Annotated in this window: 13 protein-coding genes and 2 pseudogenes; 8 read left to right on the top strand and 7 right to left on the bottom strand. The window is 62.8% G+C overall.

What is annotated here, in order from left to right:
- Positions 1-41 precede the first annotated feature (41 nt).
- Positions 42-451, bottom strand: a pseudogene (locus AC0V7N_RS09030) (hypothetical protein).
- 495 nt (positions 452-946) lie between these two features.
- Between AC0V7N_RS09030 and AC0V7N_RS09025 the strand changes: the two are divergent.
- On the top strand, positions 947-2,149 hold the full coding sequence (locus AC0V7N_RS09025) for an aromatic ring-hydroxylating oxygenase subunit alpha (protein ID WP_475456570.1): 1,203 nt from the start codon (positions 947-949) through the stop codon (positions 2,147-2,149).
- A 264-nt stretch (positions 2,150-2,413) separates the two neighbouring features.
- Here the strand turns inward: AC0V7N_RS09025 and AC0V7N_RS09020 are convergent, their stop codons facing one another.
- The gene (locus AC0V7N_RS09020) at positions 2,414-3,832 is read right to left on the bottom strand and encodes an aminotransferase (RefSeq protein WP_475456568.1); all 1,419 of its coding nucleotides are present in this window, start codon (positions 3,830-3,832) and stop codon (positions 2,414-2,416) included.
- A 271-nt stretch (positions 3,833-4,103) separates the two neighbouring features.
- Between AC0V7N_RS09020 and AC0V7N_RS09015 the strand changes: the two genes are divergently transcribed.
- From AC0V7N_RS09015 to AC0V7N_RS09005, 3 genes are read left to right on the top strand one after another with little or no spacing between them, the layout of a single operon-like run.
- Complete coding sequence (locus AC0V7N_RS09015) at positions 4,104-5,021, top strand: ABC transporter permease (RefSeq protein WP_258589003.1); 918 nt, start codon at positions 4,104-4,106, stop codon at positions 5,019-5,021.
- A complete protein-coding gene (locus tag AC0V7N_RS09010; RefSeq protein WP_475456566.1) occupies positions 5,018-5,839 on the top strand; it encodes an ABC transporter permease in 822 nt (273 codons plus the stop codon). The genes AC0V7N_RS09015 and AC0V7N_RS09010 overlap by 4 nt, the downstream gene beginning before the upstream one ends.
- 52 nt (positions 5,840-5,891) lie before the next feature.
- Complete coding sequence (locus AC0V7N_RS09005) at positions 5,892-6,965, top strand: ABC transporter ATP-binding protein (protein ID WP_475460255.1); 1,074 nt, start codon at positions 5,892-5,894, stop codon at positions 6,963-6,965.
- Positions 6,966-7,035: 70 nt separating this feature from the next.
- Here AC0V7N_RS09005 and AC0V7N_RS09000 read toward each other — a convergent pair whose 3' ends face one another.
- The 5 genes from AC0V7N_RS09000 to AC0V7N_RS08980 all read right to left on the bottom strand — a co-directional run bounded on the left by AC0V7N_RS09000 (position 7,036) and on the right by AC0V7N_RS08980 (position 12,123).
- Entirely contained in the window at positions 7,036-8,319 is a 1,284-nt protein-coding gene (locus tag AC0V7N_RS09000) for an FAD-dependent oxidoreductase (RefSeq protein ID WP_496627795.1), read from the bottom strand.
- Complete coding sequence (locus AC0V7N_RS08995) at positions 8,316-9,392, bottom strand: extracellular solute-binding protein (RefSeq protein WP_475456562.1); 1,077 nt, start codon at positions 9,390-9,392, stop codon at positions 8,316-8,318. Before AC0V7N_RS08995 ends, AC0V7N_RS09000 begins: the two co-directional genes overlap by 4 nt.
- Positions 9,393-9,504: 112 nt before the next feature.
- Entirely contained in the window at positions 9,505-10,587 is a 1,083-nt protein-coding gene (locus AC0V7N_RS08990) for an ABC transporter substrate-binding protein (RefSeq protein WP_475456560.1), read from the bottom strand.
- A 48-nt stretch (positions 10,588-10,635) separates the two neighbouring features.
- The gene (gene betI / locus AC0V7N_RS08985; RefSeq protein ID WP_475456558.1) at positions 10,636-11,322 is read right to left on the bottom strand and encodes a transcriptional regulator BetI; all 687 of its coding nucleotides are present in this window, start codon (positions 11,320-11,322) and stop codon (positions 10,636-10,638) included.
- Positions 11,323-11,328: 6 nt separating this feature from the next.
- Positions 11,329-12,123 carry a methyltransferase domain-containing protein gene (locus tag AC0V7N_RS08980; RefSeq protein ID WP_475456556.1) on the bottom strand — a complete coding sequence of 265 codons (795 nt, stop codon included), beginning with the start codon at positions 12,121-12,123 and terminating at the stop codon, positions 11,329-11,331.
- Between the two features lie 256 nt (positions 12,124-12,379).
- Here AC0V7N_RS08980 and AC0V7N_RS08975 point away from each other — a divergent pair, with 256 nt between their 5' ends.
- The 4 genes and pseudogenes from AC0V7N_RS08975 to AC0V7N_RS08960 all read left to right on the top strand — a co-directional run bounded on the left by AC0V7N_RS08975 (position 12,380) and on the right by AC0V7N_RS08960 (position 17,058).
- Positions 12,380-13,999 carry a phytoene desaturase family protein gene (locus AC0V7N_RS08975; RefSeq protein WP_258588995.1) on the top strand — a complete coding sequence of 540 codons (1,620 nt, stop codon included), beginning with the start codon at positions 12,380-12,382 and terminating at the stop codon, positions 13,997-13,999.
- Positions 13,986-15,550, top strand: a pseudogene (locus AC0V7N_RS08970) (phytoene desaturase family protein). The gene AC0V7N_RS08975 and the pseudogene AC0V7N_RS08970 overlap by 14 nt, the downstream one beginning before the upstream one ends.
- Before the next feature lie 3 nt (positions 15,551-15,553).
- Positions 15,554-16,813 carry an aminomethyl transferase family protein gene (locus AC0V7N_RS08965; protein WP_475456552.1) on the top strand — a complete coding sequence of 420 codons (1,260 nt, stop codon included), beginning with the start codon at positions 15,554-15,556 and terminating at the stop codon, positions 16,811-16,813.
- Between the two features lie 2 nt (positions 16,814-16,815).
- Positions 16,816-17,058 carry a hypothetical protein gene (locus tag AC0V7N_RS08960; RefSeq protein WP_475456550.1) on the top strand — a complete coding sequence of 81 codons (243 nt, stop codon included), beginning with the start codon at positions 16,816-16,818 and terminating at the stop codon, positions 17,056-17,058.
- Positions 17,059-17,062 lie beyond the last annotated feature (4 nt).

The following is a 17,062-nucleotide window of genomic DNA, read 5'->3' as shown; positions in this document are numbered from 1 at the left end:
CCGAAGAGGGAACCGGTTTCGGGATCACGCTTCGACAAAAATTAGAAAATGTTGGGCGTGTTGGTCAGCGGCGCGGCATTGGCGATCATGCGGATCGCACGGGTCTTGTGCGTTCCGGACTGCTCGGCGATAGCGCGCAGGCAATCAACGCTCTCGGCACCCCAGGCCTGCCCCTGCAGGCGAAGTCGAGCGCCGGCATCGGCAGGCGAGCGGTCTTGATTGTCGTCGGCGCCCCGTCAACGACGTTGGCCGGCGGATTTAGCGAAGCGAAGGCCGGGCCAACCGTCGGCGTGAACGCCATACCGGCGAAGGCGCAAGCAGCCAGCGCCATGAACATGGCCATGGGGTGGTCGCTGGCGCGCTGGCGCAGGGCCAGCTTCGGGCGGCGGTGAGCGCGCTCTGGAGCCTGGAGGCGGTGTTCGCTGCTGATGATCTCGACTTTCGCATGCATTGCCTTCCCCTTCGCTGCGTTTCTTTTTGATGATGAAACGAACTTAATCGCGCTTTGTAACAGCACAAAATTGGCGCAGAGCCGGCAATGTAACCATATTGAAACGGCGTTATCGGGCAAGACCGGGCAGAATCGGTCATTCCAGCTCGCATTTTGCCGAAGCAAGCGAATCCCGGATCGACTTCCGTCAGGTGATCCCGACCCAAGCACCTGCCGAACAGCCGATCAGGCCAAGCGGGGCGCGCGTTTTCGGGTCCGGCGAGGCGTCCTGTTCTTCAACTCGCACGCTTCGTGAAATCGCTCGGTACAACATTTCGGAACTGGCGCTAACACCCGGATTCTCCGCGATTTTCTTAGGCAACAGCCGTATCGAATTCCACCACGGGCGATCCAAAGAACCCGCCTTGGATTCCTTCGTATTTTCACAAGCCATTGCATTTCAATGCAAAATATGATTTTATTGAATGATTATTCAACAAAAAGAAGAGACGTTTTATGAACCCGCACCTCCGTGACGTGGCGATCCCCAACGATTGGGACCGGCGGGGACTACCGGGCTGGAGTTACCATTCCGATGCCCTGCTCGAGCTCGAGAAGGAGCATGTCTTCCGCAACCACTGGCAGATCGTCGGCCATGTCAGCGACGTGCCCAACGCCGGCGACTATCTGACCATGGACGTGGTCGGCGAGCGTGCCCTGATCGTGCGCGGCAAGGATGGCGTCGTGCGTGGTTTCAACAACATGTGCCGCCACCGCGGCAGCCGCGTCGTCGCCGACAGCCAGGGCAATTGCAAGAACGCGCTGGTGTGCCCGTTCCACGGCTGGGTCTACAATCTTGACGGCACGCTGCGCGGCGCTGCACGCCCGCGCTCCTTCCCCGACCTCGACAAGACCGAGTTCGGCCTGATGCAACTCGACCTCGAAGTCTGGATGGGGTTTATCTTCATCCGCTTCCGCAATGGCGGACCGCAGCCTTCGGTCGCCGAGCTGATGAAGCCGATCGAGCCCGAATTCGCGCATTACAATGCCGCCGACATGGTGCCATCCTGGGGCATCTGGAGCCAGAAGACCCCGGTCAACTGGAAGTCGGTGCGCGATGTCGACAATGAGGGCTATCACGTCGCCATGGCGCATCCTGCCCTGCAGGATCTTTATGGCGCCACCTATTTCGACGAACCCTTCATCAACGGCGTGTCACGCTCCTTCGCCACCTACAACCCGCATGCCGGCCGCCGCTGGAGCGTCAAGAACTACGTCAAGATCGCGCCCGAGCCGACGCATCTGCCGGACTATCTGAAGAAGGCCTGGGTCTATTACGGCATCTTCCCCAATGCGGTCATTTCGGTGATGCCGGAATCGGTGCAGTTCTATCAGGAGTTTCCGCTGTCGACGGGTGAGACCCTGCTGCGCGGCGCCATCTACCGCTACCGCGACGAAAGCCGCGAGCAGGCAGCCGCTAGATACCTGTCCTTCCGCATCGACCGCGACACCATGTCGGAAGACGTGCAGCTTTCCGTGTGGTCGAACGAATCCATGCTGTCCGAGGCCTTCGAGGGCTTCTATCTCTCCGACCTCGAATACGGCGTGCGTACCCACCACGACCATCTGCGCAAGATGCTGCCGGTGCTCGGCCTGGAGACCGCGCCCGACGAGAAGGACATGTGGAATCTGAACGACGCGCTGAGGTCGCGGGGATAGAACTTCCACCTTCTCCCCGTTCCACGGGGAGAAGGTGCCCGAAGGGCGGATGTGGGGCGGCGCCAACGTCTCGCGATTGGCTTGCCCTCAAGCTCAGAAAGCTATCTTCGACTGAAATCTTGTAAGCCGGCGCTGCGCCGGCCGGTGAGGTCATCGCCTTAGAGGGATGAAGTCCTCATGCACAGCCAATCACCAACGCTAGCGCCGCCCCTCATCCGCTCCTTGGGCACCTTCTCCCCGTGAAACGGGGAGAAGGAAGAAGCCTCACCCCCGCCACACGCCCTCTTTCCTGAGATCATCCATAGTCCGCGAAATACCCTCGCGCAGAATGCCGACCATGTCGTCGATCTGCTCGCGCGTGATGATCAGCGGCGGCGACATCACGCACATGTTGATCAGCGGCCGCACCAGCAGGCCGAGCTCATGGCAATGGGCGTCGATGCGTTTGCCGACATCCTTGTCGAGCTGCAACGGATCCTTGCTTTCCCGGTCCGCCACGCATTCGACGCAGCCCATCAACCCGACGCCGCGCACCTCGCCGACCAGCGGCAATTCCTCCAGCGTCTTCAGTTGCGCCTGGAAATAGAGCGCGACCTCGCGCGTATGTGCAAGCACGCTGTCTTCGAGAATGTCGAGGTTCTTCAACGCGACGGCACAGCCGACCGGGTGGCTGGTGTAGGTCAGGCCATGGCCGAACATGGCGTCGGGATGGTTCGACCGGCGCAACTCTTCCAGCAGCCGTTCCGAGATGATGACGCCGCCGAGCGGGAAATAGCCTGAGGTGACGCCCTTGGCGAAGGTGATCATGTCGGGATCGATGCCGAACACGTCGCCCGAGGCGAAGACATGGCCAAGCCGGCCGAAGCCCGTCACCACCTCGTCGGAGACATAGAGGATGTCGTTGTCGCGGCAGATCTCGCGGATGCGCTTGAGATAGCCGTCCGGCGGGATCACGACGCCTCCCGATGCCTGCACCGGCTCGCCGACGAAAGCACCGATCTTGTCGGCGCCGACGCGGGCGACCGTGTCGCGGAACTGGTCGACCAGGAAATCCGCGAAGGCGGCAAGGCTCATACCGTGCGGACGGCGGAACGGATCGGGCGAGGACAGCTTGATCACCAGCTCGTCGGCGCCGTCCATCCAGTCGCGGTCGCGCGGGCGGCCGTTGAGCGAGGCCGACAGATAGGTCGAGCCGTGATAGGCGCCGCCGCGCGACAGGATCAGCTTCTTTTCCGGCCGGCCGCGTACATTGTTGTAGAATTGCATGAAGCGCAGCGCTGTCTCCACGGCCGAAGAGCCGCCGGTGGTGTAGAAGACATGGCTGAGATCGCCCGGCGCATGGCCGGCGATGCGCATGGCAAGTTCCGCCGACGGCGCGTTCATCGTGTACCAAGGCGTGTTGTAAGACAGCGCCATCGCCTGGTCGTACATCACCTTGGCCAGCTCCTCGCGGCGGTGGCCGACATTGACGCACCACATGCCGGCCGGTCCGTCGATCAGCCGCTTGCCGGTGTTGTCGGTGATGTAGATGCCGTCACCTTCGCCGATCAGTGCACGTGCTTCCGCACCGACGGAACCAGCGTAGGGCCACGGCTGGATAAGATGGCGCTTGGCCAGTTCAACGGCATCGCCATCCCCAAGCGTTGCCAGTTCGGTCGCCTTCAGGTCTCTCACCGCAGCCATTGTCGTCTCCACATCTCTGTCGAATTTTTCTCGGTCATCAAATTCTGCTGCAAATGCCGGAAATGGCGGCTTTCTTCACCTAATTTTGAATGTCCGTTCAATCAATATCTCAGAAATAGCGCTTGATTTCAATCCACGGATGCGCGCATGATGAAAGAAAGCCGGCAAGGGGAACGACAGTCGGCGTCAGCACAATGGGATGCCGCATGGCGGAAAAGTCCAAGCCCGCAACCGAGATCACGCCCGGAGCCCTGCCCTCCGGAGTCTGGCAATGACGGCGGCTGTGGAAGGGTCGCCCCCGTGGCGCATGACGCGGGCCAGACGAAATGCCCTTCTGCAATCCGAACCCGTCCAGGGCTTTGCCCTGATCAGTCCGACCTTTCTCTACGCCCTCATCCTGCTGGTCCTGCCGATCCTGGTGGTCATCGCCCACTCCTTCTGGACGCAGCACTACCTGACCATCGACCGCACCTTCACGCTGGAGAATTACCGCGTCGCGCTGACCGAGCCGATCTACCGCGATCTCCTCTGGCGCTCGCTCTACATCTCGCTGACTGTCAGCCTGTTCACCGTCATCCTCGCCTACCCGATCGCCTACTTCATTTCCTTCCATGGCGGCCGTCACAAGAGCCTGTGGCTGTTCCTCATCACCATCCCGTTCTGGACCAGCTATCTCCTGCGCGTGATGTCGTGGAAGGTCATTCTCGGCTATAATGGCGTGCTCAATTCCGGCCTGATGGGCCTTGGCATCATCGACGAGCCGTCGACGGCGCTGCTCTACAATTCAAGCGCCGTCATCATCACCCTCACCCACGCATGGGCGGCCTTCGCCATCCTGCCGATCTTCGTCTCGCTGGAAAAGGTCGACCGTACGCTGGTCGAAGCGGCCACCGATCTCGGCGATGGTCCCTTGCGCTCATTCCTGCGTGTGACCTTGCCGCTGTCGGCACCGGGCGTCATCTCGGCGGCGCTGATCGTCATGATCCCGACCGTTGGCGATTACGTCACGCCGAAGCTTGTCGGCGGCAAGGACGGCGTCATGATCGCCAACGCCATCCAGGCGCAATTCGGCAAGGCGGCCAACTGGCCACTCGGTGCCGCCCTTTCCGTCACCACCATGCTGATTGTCACCCTGATGGCCGGCGCCACCGTGCTGATCATCCGCGCTTTGCAGAGGCTGGCCCGATGAGAGCGCGGCGTTTCCTGTCGGGCGGCTGGCTGTCCGTCTATGCGTTCCTCTATGTCGTCTTCCTCTATCTGCCTGTCATCTTCCTGCCGATCTTCTCGATCAACACGGCGCCAACACCGAAATTCCCACTCACCGGCTTCACCTTGCAATGGTATGCGGACCTGCCACACACGCCGGCCCTGCTCGACGCCGCCTGGAACAGCCTGAAAGTCGGCGTCTCCGCCTCGGTTCTCGCCACCGTGCTCGGCATTCTCGCCGCCCGCTCGATCACCCGCTATCGCTACCCCGGCCGCCGCACCATCAACGGCCTGATCATGGCGCCGCTGGTGCTGCCCGAGGTGATCGTCGCCATCTCGATGCTGCTGGTGATGCTGCAGCTCGGCCTCAGCCTGTCGCTGTTCACCGTCGTGCTCGGCCACGTGCTGGTCTGCATTCCCTATTCGATGACGGTGCTGACCTCCGGCTTCGAAGGCTTCGACCGCAGCCTGGAGGAAGCCTCCGCCGATCTCGGCGAAAGCGCCTTCGGCACCTTCCGGCGCGTCACGCTGCCGATGGTGGCACCGGCGATCATCTCCAGCCTGCTCGTCTGTTTCACCATTTCGCTCGACGAGTTCATCATCGCCTTCTTCCTGACCGGCACCGAGGCGACGCTGCCGATCTACATCTGGGGCCAGTTGCGTTTCGCCTCGAAACTGCCGGGCGTGCTGGCACTGGGCACACTGCTGCTGGTTGCCTCTTTCCTGTTGATGACCGTCGCCGAAATCCTGCGTCGCCGCGCGGCCAGACGCACCCAGAACGAGGGAGGCCTCTATGCCTGAACAGCCGCAGATCGAGCGCCCCCGATCCGATCGGGCCCAATCCGACCGAGCCATGATCGAGATCCGCAACGTCACGCGCAGCTACGGATCGTTCAAGGCGCTGGACGACGCATCCCTGACCATCAGGGAGGGCGAATTCTTCTCGCTGCTCGGACCGTCCGGCTGCGGCAAGACCACGCTGCTGCGCATGATCGCCGGCTTCGACAACCCGACCAGCGGATCGATCGCCGTCGGCGGCCAGCCGATGGAAGGCATCCCGGCCAACCGCCGGCCGACCAATATGGTGTTCCAGAGCTATGCGATCTTCCCGCATCTCAATGTCGAGCAGAACGTCGCCTATGGGCTGAAGCGGCTGAAACTGCAGGGCGGCGAGGAAAAACGCCGGGTCGAGGAGGCGCTGGCACAGGTGTCGCTGACCGGGCTTGGCAAGCGTCTGGCGACAGAACTGTCCGGCGGCCAGCGTCAGCGCGTGGCGCTCGCCCGCGCCCTGGTGATGCGGCCCAAGGTGCTGCTGCTCGACGAGCCGCTGTCGGCGCTCGACAAGAAATTGCGCGAGCAGATGCAGGTCGAACTGCGCCGCCTGCAACAGGCGGTCGGCATCACCTTTGTGCTGGTCACCCACGACCAGTATGAAGCGCTCGCCATGTCAGACCGCATCGCCGTGATGTTCGGCGGCAAGATCGCACAGGTCGCCTCGCCCAAGGAAATCTACCAGCGCCCGGTCAACCGCCAGGTCGCCGACTTCCTCGGCGGCATGAACTTCGTCAAGGCAGAGATCGTCGAGGAGAACGGCACCTCGCTGGTCGTCGACACACTGGGCTTCGGCCGCGTCAAGACCGACAAGCCGAAGGCCTTCGTGCGCAATGGCGGCGCCGCCACGCTGGGGATCCGCCCCGAACGCCTGCGCGTTTTGTGGGACAATGCGACGGCAAAATTCGAGGTCGCCGGCAAGGTGGTCGAACGCCACTATTTCGGCGAGATCACCCACCTGATCGTCGAGATACCGGGGCTGGAAAAACCACTGTCGGTGACCGAGACCAACGATTTCGGCGCCGACGACATTCCGGTCGGCACCCCGATCCGCCTCGCCTACGATCCCGAAGCGCTGGTGGCGATGGGGGACTAGAGCATGATCCCCAAAAGTGGAAACCGGTTTTGTCGGACAAACGGGAACCCGTTTTGTCCTGAGATCATGCTCAGCTAAGAAGCTGCGCCACGATCTTGCGTGCTGCGATGCGTCCCGCAACGATCGCACCCTCGACATAGCCCGGGAATGACGGCGACAGTTCCGAAGCGGCGAAATGGACTGGCGGTGCACCGGCAAGAATCGTGCGCTCCGCATCCCTCGCCGTCACGTCGACAATGAGGTCGCTGTAGGCGCCACCGCTCCAGCGGTCCTGCATCCAGTCGCGCGAACTGAAATCGATGACATCGCCGGCATCCGGCCCGAGGGCTTCCTGCAGTCGGATGGTCACTTCCGCACGCAGCCCCGCCGCGTCGAGCGCACGCCAGCGCAGCGCCAGCGGGCCGCCGATGAAAACGACGAGCGCGGCATGCTCTGCATCCTTGCTGGCGTCGCAGGCAAACAGTCCCGGCAGATCGCGCCACATCACCATGCCGCTCAAGCCCCGCTCGCGCCAGAACGGCCTGGAATAGCGCACCAGGATCTTGATCACCGCGCCGCTTTCCCAGACGCCAAGCGCCTGCCCGAGAGACGGCGGCAGAGCGGGCGCGAAATCGAGCTTCGCGGCCGTCGCCGGCGGCAGCGCGACCAGCACCTGGCGCGCCTCGATCGCGCCGTTGGCCGAGACGACACGAACGCCTTGCGGCCCATGCTCGATGCGCAGGACCGGCTGATTCAGCCGCACCTGGTCGCCGAGGTCACCAGAAATATCCTCGGCCAGCGACTGCATCGTCTCGCGCAGAGAATATTGCAGCTCCGGCACCTCGTTGGTGATGCGTCGGTCATTGTCGATCAGGTACCAGAGCGGCACCCTGTCCATCGGCAGGCACCACAGGCCTTCGATCATCGAGCGGAAAGCCGTTTTGGCGTCGATGGGATCATGCTGCTGTTCCAGCCAGGCGGCGACGCTCATGCCTTCTATCGAGGGATCGTCCGGCTCGATGCCGTTCATGCGCTCGCGGATCGCCATCGCACCGTGATAGGTCCGCTTGGCGTCCTTAGCCGACATCGACGGATGGGTGATGAAATCACCCTCGACATAGGTTTCGACGAATGTCTTGCCGCGCGCCTTCGCCAGCGCCATCACTTCCGGCATGTCCTCGCACAGGAATTGGCCGCCGCTGTCGATGCGCTCGCCAAGACCGTTGCGGATCGCCTCGACCCGCCCGCCGACGCGGTCGCGTGCTTCGAGCAACAGGAAATCGATGCCGGCCTGCTTCAGCTCAAGCGCCGCCGACAGGCCGGTGAAGCCGGCACCGACGATGACGACGTCGGCTCTTTCCAGTTCGCTCGTCAATAGCCGGCCTTGATCTTCTCGAACTCGTCGACCATGCGTTTCTTCAGCTCGGGCGCGACCGGTTGCTGGAACAGCGTCTTGTCGAGGAACTTGTCGATGTCGTCGAAGCCGCGCTCGGCCAGCACCTTGTGGTCGATCGCGGCCATGCCGGCGCTGTTGCCGTGGCCGTAGCCGAACGTCGTCACCATGTATTTCGAAATATCAGGCGCATTGACCGCGCTCAGGAAATCATAGGCCTGGTCGAGTTTGCCCGGCGCGTCCTTCATCAGCACGTAGCCGCACACCCAGGTCGACATGCCTTCCTTGGTATCGCGGTTCATGGCGACGGGAACACCTTGCCCGCTCATCGCGATCAGTGTCTGGCCCCACCCCCAGGCGAGATCGACCTCGTTGCCGGAAAACGCCTGGTCGATGTCGCTCGAGTCGGTCCAGTAGAGTCGGACATTCTTGTGCACCTGGCGCAGGAAATCGGACGCGTCCTTGAACTGCGCGTCGGTCATCTTGGTCCAGTCCTTGAGACCGATGACCAGGCTCGCCAGCGCGTAGGCATCGTCAACATTGTCGCCGATGGTGACGCGGCCCTTGAATTTCGGATCGGCCAGGATCCGCAGCGACTGCGCCTCTTGAGCCGTCACATTGTCGGTGCGGTAGAGCAGTGCCGTATTGCCCCAGTCGAACGGCATGAACCAGGCCTTGCCGTCGGCCGTGGTGGTGAGGTTCTTCATCGCCATGATGCCGGGATTGAGATCCTTCCAGCCGGCAATCCGGGAGGTGTCGAGCGGCTGCAGCAGGCCGGCGTCACGCCATTTCGCCACGCTTTGCGAACAGGGATGCGCAATGTCGGTCTTGAAGCCCGCCCGCATCTTTTCGAAGGCCTCGTCCTCGTCGCCGAAGAAGGCGAAGGTCGGCTCTGCGCCGTGTTTGGCGGTGTAGGCGGGATGCAGCAGCGGATCCTCGTAGCCGGACCAGTCGAACACCACGAGATCGCCGCCGCCTTCCGCCCAGGCATAGACCGCGCCTGCGCCGATCACACACGCTGCGGCAAGCGCAAGGCGGCGTAGCATTGGCGTCATGGCGAAACTCCCCCGTCGCGAAAAAGCTGCTGCGAGGTTAGGAGAAATCATCCGTTTTGGCGAGGCCCGTCCGCCCGCTCTATCGGCGAGCGGACGGGCAGTCGGGACGAGATCAATAGCCTGCTTTGATCTTCTCGAATTCGGCGATCATCTTCAGCTTGAGGTCGGACGGCAACGGCGACTGGAACAGCGTCTTGTCGACGAACTTCTGCACGTCGTCATAGCCCTTTTCTTTCAAGATCGCCGGATCGACGCCGGCCATGCCCTTGGCATTGGCCTGGCCATAGCCCCAGTCCTTGACCAGCACCTTGGCGGTCTCCGGATCGTTGACGGCGTTCAGATAATCGTAGGCCTTGTCGATGTTGCCTGGCGCGTCCTTGAACAGCACATAGCCGCAGACCCAGGTCGAGATGCCTTCGTTGGTATCCTTTACCGACTTGATCGGCACACCTGCCTTGACGGACTGCACCGTCGCGTCGTTCCAGGCCCAGGCGAGGTCGACCTCGCCGCCGCTCAACAGCTGCACGATATCGGTGGTGTCGGTCCAGTAGGAACGGACATTCTTGTGCACCTGGCGCAGGAAGTCGGACGCCTGCTTGAACTGGTCGTCCGTCATCGTGGTCCAGTCCTTCATGCCGATGGCAAGCGCCGCCAGCGCATAGGCGTCATCGACATTGTCGCCGATCGACACCCGGCCCTTGAACTTCGGATCGGCGAAGGCCTTCAGCGACTGCACATCCTTGGCGTCGATCTTGGAGGAGTTGTAGGTGAGCTGCGTGTTGCCCCAGTCCCACGGCATGAACCACGCCTTGCCGTCTTCGGTCGTGGCGAGATTTTTCATCGCCATGATGCCGGGATTGAGGTCCTTCCATCCCGATATCTTCGAGGTGTCGAGCGGCTGCAGCAGACCTGCCTCGCGCCACTTCGTCACGCTCTGCGAGCAGGGGTGACCGAGATCGGCCTTGAAGCCGGAGCGCACCTTCTCGAACGCCTCGTCCTCGTCGCCGAAGAAGGCGAAGGTCGGTGAATCGCCGTTCTTCTCGACATATTTCGGGTGGAAGCTCGGGTCCTCATAACCGGACCAGTCGAACACGATCAGGTCCTTGTCGGCGGCGACGGCGAACGCTGCCGCCGAAGCCGCAAGCGCGCCGCCCAGCGCCAATGTCAATGTCAGGCGTCGGCTAAGTTTGTTCATGCTGTTCCATCCTCTTTTGGTCTTGCCGGTCTTGGCGGCCGGCTGTTGCTAACCGTAATGCTTCGGGAAGGCAGCGGCCAAAAAAGCGTTGGCCGCCTGCAAGGCTGTTTCGCGCGTTGTGTCCTCGGTCCCCATCATCAGCCGCAGCCACAGCCCCTCCAGCATGGCCGACAGCGCCAGCGCCATCACCTGCGGCTCATAGGCATACGAGCCGCTCTGCTTGAGCGTCGTGCAGAGATCGATGAAGACCTGCTGGTAATAATTATCGCGCGAACTGCTCAACGCCTGGTAGGTCGGCCGCGACTTGGCCTCGCCCCAGAAGGCCAGCCAGGCGGCGAGCTTGCGCTTGTTGCAGATCGAGCGATCGAAGTCGGCCCACACCAGTTGCTGCAGCTGCCGCGCCGGATCGTCGCCTGCCTTCTGCAGGGAGGCGCGCCAATGCGCCGAGTACTCGTCATACATATGCTGCAGCGTCGCGATCAGCAGCTTTTCCTTGCTTTCGAAATGGAAGTTGACGATGCCGCGCGAGAGGCCCGCGCCATCAGCGACATCGGCCATCGTCGTCTCGGCGTAGCCGCGCTTGGCCAGCGAATCGATCGTCGCCTCGATCAGCTGCAGCTGACGGACCTCCTTCGAAGCCTTGCGGCCGCGCTTTTCGGCATCGCCCTTTCGCGCCGTTTCGGCGAGAATGTCCTTGGCCTCGGAAGTCTTCATGGATGTGACGGTCTCCAGCATTACCGGCTATCCAACCGGCTTCCAACCGCGCAGATGAGTGGGACGGTGCTCGCCACTGTCAAGCACCTTCTGCATGGCCTCCCAGGTCTTGATGTTCTTGTCGACATAGGCCGCGCCGACCGCTGCTGCGGCTTGGCGGTAGAGCGATCCCTTGAGCCGCGCGAGCTCCCCGCGCGCCACCTCCCGGTACCAGGGATTGCGATCCGTGACGGTGACATCGGCAAAGCCGGCGCCACGCATCGCTTGCGCATAGCGCGCCGGCGAGGCCATGGCGAAGGACAGCCCCTCGGCGGTGACATAGGCCTTCATCTCGGGCGACGGTTCGCCGTCATGCCCAATCATCCAGTTGGAGGCGGCAAAGACACCGCCCGGCTTCAGCACGCGGAAGATTTCGGCGAACAGGCCGTCCTTGTCAGGCACATGCAGCAACGCGTCCTTGGAGAAGACGACATCGAAAGAGCGATCGGTGAAAGGCAATGGCCCGGGTGGCGCCTGAACGAAGCTGGCGCGCTTCGCCAGACCACGCACTGCTGCTCGCCGTCTGGCCGCATCGATCACCGGCTGCTCGACATCGAAGCCGGTGGCGTGGGTGGCACCATGACGCTCCACCAGATGCAGGGTGATGCCACCGGAACCGCAGCCAATATCGAGGATCGTCTTGCCTTTGAGCGAAAGCCCTTCGACCACCCGGTCGACTTCTTCCGGCCCGCCCGGCGACAGGTAACCATCGCCCCATAGCGCCTCGAGGAAGCGGATGGCGGTGTCGTCATATTCCGGTTCGGCATCTGCCGTTTCGATCATCGGCCCTCGGTCCCCAATCGCCGATATTGCGCACTGTCGAATGTCGGCAAAGCGTAGCGCATGTCAGGGAAAACGCAACATCATTTGTTGAACATTCATTCAGTATGACTGGACAGAATGGCTGTTACCGTGCAAAATTCCGCGCATTCGGGAACAGATCACGCAAAAATGAACAGCGGATCGCACAGAGCAATTCCAGGAAAAGTGCGAGCGGTTTTCCCTGAGAATTGCGTAGAACTAAAGAGATTGGGGCACAATGAAAGCTTGGGACGCGATCATCATCGGCGGCGGACACAATGGTCTGGTCAACGCCTGCTATCTGCAGCGCGCAGGGCTCGACGTGCTGGTGGTCGAGAAGAACGACTGGGTCGGCGGCGCCGCCACCAGCCGCGAGCTGACGCCGGGTTTCCTCTACTCCAACTGCTCCTATGTCTGCTCGCTGTTCCGCCCGGAGATCATGCGCGACCTCGAACTGCCGCGCTTCGGCCTGCAGGTCATTTCCTATGAGGGCGGCGCGGTGTTCACCCGCGACGGCGACTACCTCGCCAACTACCGCGACCATGATGCGCACCGGCGTGAATTCGCGCGCTTCTCCAGGCGCGACGCCGAAGCCTATGACCGCTACGCCCGCGACGTGACGCGGCAGTGTCGCTTCATCCAGCCGCTCTTGATGCGCACCGCCCCCGACCCGACCAGCCTCAAGCCGCGCGATCTCGGCGAGCTTCTTTACCTCGGCAAGAAATTCGCCGGCCTGTCGGCGGAAGAGATGGCGCTGACACTGCGCTTCTGGACCATGTCGATCTCGGAATTCCTCGACGAATATTTCGAGACCGATGTCATCAAGGCGAACTTCGCTTTGTCCGGCATCATCGGCACAGCACTCGGCCCGATGTCGCCCGGCACGGCCTACGTGCTGCTGCATCACTATATGGGCGAGGTCGACGGCTCGGTCGGCGCCTGGGGCTATGCGCGCGGCGGCATGGGGGCAGTGACCAAGGCGCTGGCCGCGTCGTTCAAGGCCTCGGGCGGAACCATCCGCACCGGCGCCGAGGTCGACCATGTGCTGGTGAACCGAGGCAAGGCGAAAGGCGTGGTGCTGGCCGGCGGCGAGGAGATTTACGGCAAGCTCGTCGTCTCCAATGCCGACGTGAAACGCACCTTCCTGAAGCTGGTCGAGGAAAAGGAACTGCCCGACATTTTCCTGCGCCGGGTGAAGAATTTCAAGATTCGCGGCTCCTCGGGCAAGGTCAACATCGCGCTTGATTCGCTGCCGGAATTCCCGGCTTTGCCGAAGGATTCGCCGGTCTATCGCGGCGACATGCATTTCACCGATTCGATGGAGCGCATGGAGCGCGCCTATGACGATTGGAAGGCCGGGCGCTGGTCGGCCGACCCGTTCCTCGACATGGTGATCCCGACGACGCTCGACCCGACCATGGCGCCGCCGGGAAAACATTTTATGAGCTGCTTCGTGCAATACGCGCCACCAAAAGTGAACGGCCGAGAATGGACCGACGCCGATCGCGATGGTTTTGCCGAAAGCGTGATTGCGCAGATCGCTGACTATTCGCCGGGCTTCCGCGACCGCATCGTCCATATGGAAGTGCGAACGCCGCGCGAGATTGAGGCCGAGGTTGGCCTCACCGAGGGCAACATTTTCCAGGGCGAACTGACCTTCGACCAGCTGCTGTTCAACCGCCCCGTGCCGGGCTACGCGCAGTACCGCTCGCCGGTCGGTGGGCTCTATATGTGCGGCTCCTCGACCCATCCCGGCGGCGGCGTCATGGGCGCGCCCGGCCGCAATGCCGCCGCCGAAATCCTGCGCGATCTTGCCAAATCCACCTCGCATATGAGCCCGGCCCATGACGTCATTTGATGCAATCGTCATTGGCGGTGGCCACAACGGCCTCGTCGCCGCTGCCACGCTGGCCAAAGCCAGCCGCAAGGTGCTGGTTCTGGAGGCCGGCAACGAAGTCGGCGGCGCCGCGCGCACCGAAGAGTTCGCGCCGAGTTTTCGAGTCTCCGCTATCGCTCATTTGCTGAACCGTCTGCATCCCGATGTGGTGAAGACGCTGGAGTTGGAGAAGCACGGGCTGCAATTTGCGCGTCCCGACTTCCTGCCGTCGGTTGCCCTGTCCAGGGATGGTCCGTCGCTTATGCTGCATGGCGTCTATGGCGAGGTTCTGACCGGCGCCAGCTCTTCGGAACAATCGGCTTGGAAAGACTTGCGCGCGCAGTTGCTGCGCTATGCCGGCATCCTGAAGCCCTTCCTCTCCCGCCGGCCGCCCGATCTTGCCGGCATGTCGCTGCTCGAGACCGCTTCACTAGGCCAAACCGCGCTGGCGCTGAAAAGCTCGGCAAGGAAGACATGCGCGACTTCCTGCGCGTGCTGCTGATGAACGTCGCCGACCTGCTCGACGAGCAGCTTGCCGATATCAGGCTGAAGGGCCTGCTCGCCTTCGACGCAACGCTCGGGAGCCATCTCGGCCCTCGCTCGCCGACCTCGCTGCTCGGCCTCTACTATCGCCTCGCCGGCGAGACCGGCGGAGCGGCCGGTGCGCAGATCGTGCCGCAAGGCGGCATGGGCGCGGTCGTCGCTGCCATTCGCGCTGCGGCGGAGAAGGCCGGCGTCGTCATCCGCACGTCGGTTGCCGTGGCAAAAATCATCGTCGAGAAAGGCCGCGCCATCGGTGTCGTGCTCGACACTGGCGAGGAACTGCGCGCCAGGACTGTAGTCTCTGCCATCAACCCGGCAACCACCTTCCTCGACCTTGTCGGACCGCGCGAGATCGACACCGGCTTCGTGCGCAAGGTGAAAAACATCCGCATGAAGGGCGATGCCGCCAAGCTCAATCTGGCGCTCGACCGGCCGCCGCAATTCACCGGCGCCGATGCCGCCGGCCACAAGGGCCGGCTGGTCATCGCGCCCTCGCCCGATCATGTCGAGCGCGCTTTCAACCCGTGCAAATATGGCGAATTCTCACCCGAGCCGTTGATGGAGATCACGCTGCCCTCGCTCGCCGACCCGTCGCTCGCACCCGGCGGCGCCTGTGTGCTGTCGGCGGTGGTGCAATACGCGCCCTATGCGCTGAAAGAGGGCTGGGACACCGGTAAGCCGAAATTCCTCAAGGCAATCATGGCGCAGCTCGAGGCTTACGCGCCTGGCATCGGCAAGAGCGTTGTCCACGCCGAGCTTCTGACGCCGGCCGATATCGAGGCGCGTTACCGCATGCCGGGTGGCCACTGGCACCACGGCGAATTGCAGGCCGACCAGATGCTGATCTCGCGCCCGGTCTCAGGCTGGTCGGGCTACGACACGCCGCTGGAAGGGCTGTTCCTGGCCGGCGCCGGTTCGCATCCCGGTGGTGGCGTCTCCGGTGCACCAGGGCTCAATGCCGCACGACGCATCATTGCGATGAAGGGATAGGTCATGGCTCAGGTAACCAGGAAGAAGCCCGTTGCAAAAACAGCCAATGCGGCTGTTTCCGCCCGCATCGCCGCGCAATCCCATTTCTGCACGCTGCGCCTCGGCACGCCGTTCCAGCCACGTATCGATGCGCTGGCCAAAACCCAGGACTGGTACAATTGGGCCGGCTACCGCGCGCCGCATTCGCTGTGGGACGAGGAGCTCGAATATTTCGCCATCCGCAGCCAGGCGGCGCTGTTCGACATCTCGCCGATGACCAAATACCGGATCGAGGGGCCGGGCGCCGAAGCCTTCCTCGATCGGATTACTTTGCGCGATGTCACCAAGCTCAGGCCCGGCCGCGTCCACTACACGGCATGGTGCGACGATGAGGGTTTTGTCCTTGATGACGGCACGCTGTTTCGCCTGTCGCCGACACACTTCCGCCTGTGCTCGCAGGAGCGGCATCTGCCTTGGCTGCTCGACAGCGCTATCGGTTTCAACGTCACTGTCGAGGAAGAAACCGAGGCCGTCGCCGGCCTCGCCCTGCAAGGGCCGACCTCTTTTGCCGTGCTGCGCGATGCCGGCTTCGCCGGCGTCGAGGAATTGAAGATCTTCGACCTCGCCGAGTTTGCCCATGATGGCGGCACCGTCACCATATCGCGCACCGGCTTCACCGGCGATCTCGGCTACGAACTGTTCGTGCCGGCCGGCAAGGCGTTGAGCCTGTGGGACCGGCTGATGGCGGCGGGCGAACTGCGCGGCATCCGTGCCATCGGCTACACCGCGCTCAACCGCGCGCGGCTCGAGGCTGGGCTGATCGTTGCCAATGCCGACTTTACCACCGCCGAGCACGCCATCCGCGCCGATCGGTTGCGCAGGCCCGACGAGATCGGCCTCGGCTTCATGATCGATCCGGAAAAGGGGCATTTCAACGGCCGCCGCGCCATCCTCGAAGCGCGCGCCAAACGCAAGCTGCGCCATGTGCTGGTCGGGCTGGAGATCGAAGGCAACATCCCTGCCGAACACGCCATCGTCTATTACAAGAAAGCCCAAGAGGTTGGACTGGTCAGCGCCGCCATGTGGTCGCCGATGGCCAAGCGCAACATCGCCATCGCCTCGTTGGCACGGCCTTATGGTGATACCATGGTGGAAGACCTCTGGGTCGAGATCTACGCCATGCGCGAGCTGCAGTATCAGAAGCTGATGAAACGGGCCAAGGTGGTGGCGCGGCCGTTCATAAAACTCGACCGCCGCACCGCCAATCCGCCGGCGGATTTCTGACCATGGCCGACGAAGCGGAGGCCGCCGAACAGTGGGAGCTGGTCAACACCCCGCTCGGCGAAAAATGGTCGGGCCGCACGCGCTACGCCGCCGCCATGTTCTTCTACAAGCGCGACGAGATGAGCGCCGAGACGCTCGAAGTCTATCGCATCTGCGCGCGGCTCGATTCGGAAAACCCGCTGCCGATCATCCGCGACCGTGGCATCGGCAAGGACTGGCTGAAGCGTATAGGCTTCGGTCAGTAGCGTC

The organism is Mesorhizobium kamtschaticum (assembly GCF_056174585.1).
This window is presented reverse-complemented; position numbering and strand designations above follow the sequence as displayed.

Coding starts and splice junctions, on each gene's coding strand:
- AC0V7N_RS09025 (WP_475456570.1), top strand. CDS start 947: ATGAACCCGCACCTCCGTGACGTGGCGATCCCCAACGATTGGGACCGG.
- AC0V7N_RS09020 (WP_475456568.1), bottom strand. CDS start 3,832: ATGGCTGCGGTGAGAGACCTGAAGGCGACCGAACTGGCAACGCTTGGG.
- AC0V7N_RS09015 (WP_258589003.1), top strand. CDS start 4,104: ATGACGGCGGCTGTGGAAGGGTCGCCCCCGTGGCGCATGACGCGGGCC.
- AC0V7N_RS09010 (WP_475456566.1), top strand. CDS start 5,018: ATGAGAGCGCGGCGTTTCCTGTCGGGCGGCTGGCTGTCCGTCTATGCG.
- AC0V7N_RS09005 (WP_475460255.1), top strand. CDS start 5,892: ATGATCGAGATCCGCAACGTCACGCGCAGCTACGGATCGTTCAAGGCG.
- AC0V7N_RS08995 (WP_475456562.1), bottom strand. CDS start 9,392: ATGACGCCAATGCTACGCCGCCTTGCGCTTGCCGCAGCGTGTGTGATC.
- AC0V7N_RS08990 (WP_475456560.1), bottom strand. CDS start 10,587: ATGAACAAACTTAGCCGACGCCTGACATTGACATTGGCGCTGGGCGGC.
- betI (WP_475456558.1), bottom strand. CDS start 11,322: ATGCTGGAGACCGTCACATCCATGAAGACTTCCGAGGCCAAGGACATT.
- AC0V7N_RS08980 (WP_475456556.1), bottom strand. CDS start 12,123: ATGATCGAAACGGCAGATGCCGAACCGGAATATGACGACACCGCCATC.
- AC0V7N_RS08975 (WP_258588995.1), top strand. CDS start 12,380: ATGAAAGCTTGGGACGCGATCATCATCGGCGGCGGACACAATGGTCTG.
- AC0V7N_RS08965 (WP_475456552.1), top strand. CDS start 15,554: ATGGCTCAGGTAACCAGGAAGAAGCCCGTTGCAAAAACAGCCAATGCG.
- AC0V7N_RS08960 (WP_475456550.1), top strand. CDS start 16,816: ATGGCCGACGAAGCGGAGGCCGCCGAACAGTGGGAGCTGGTCAACACC.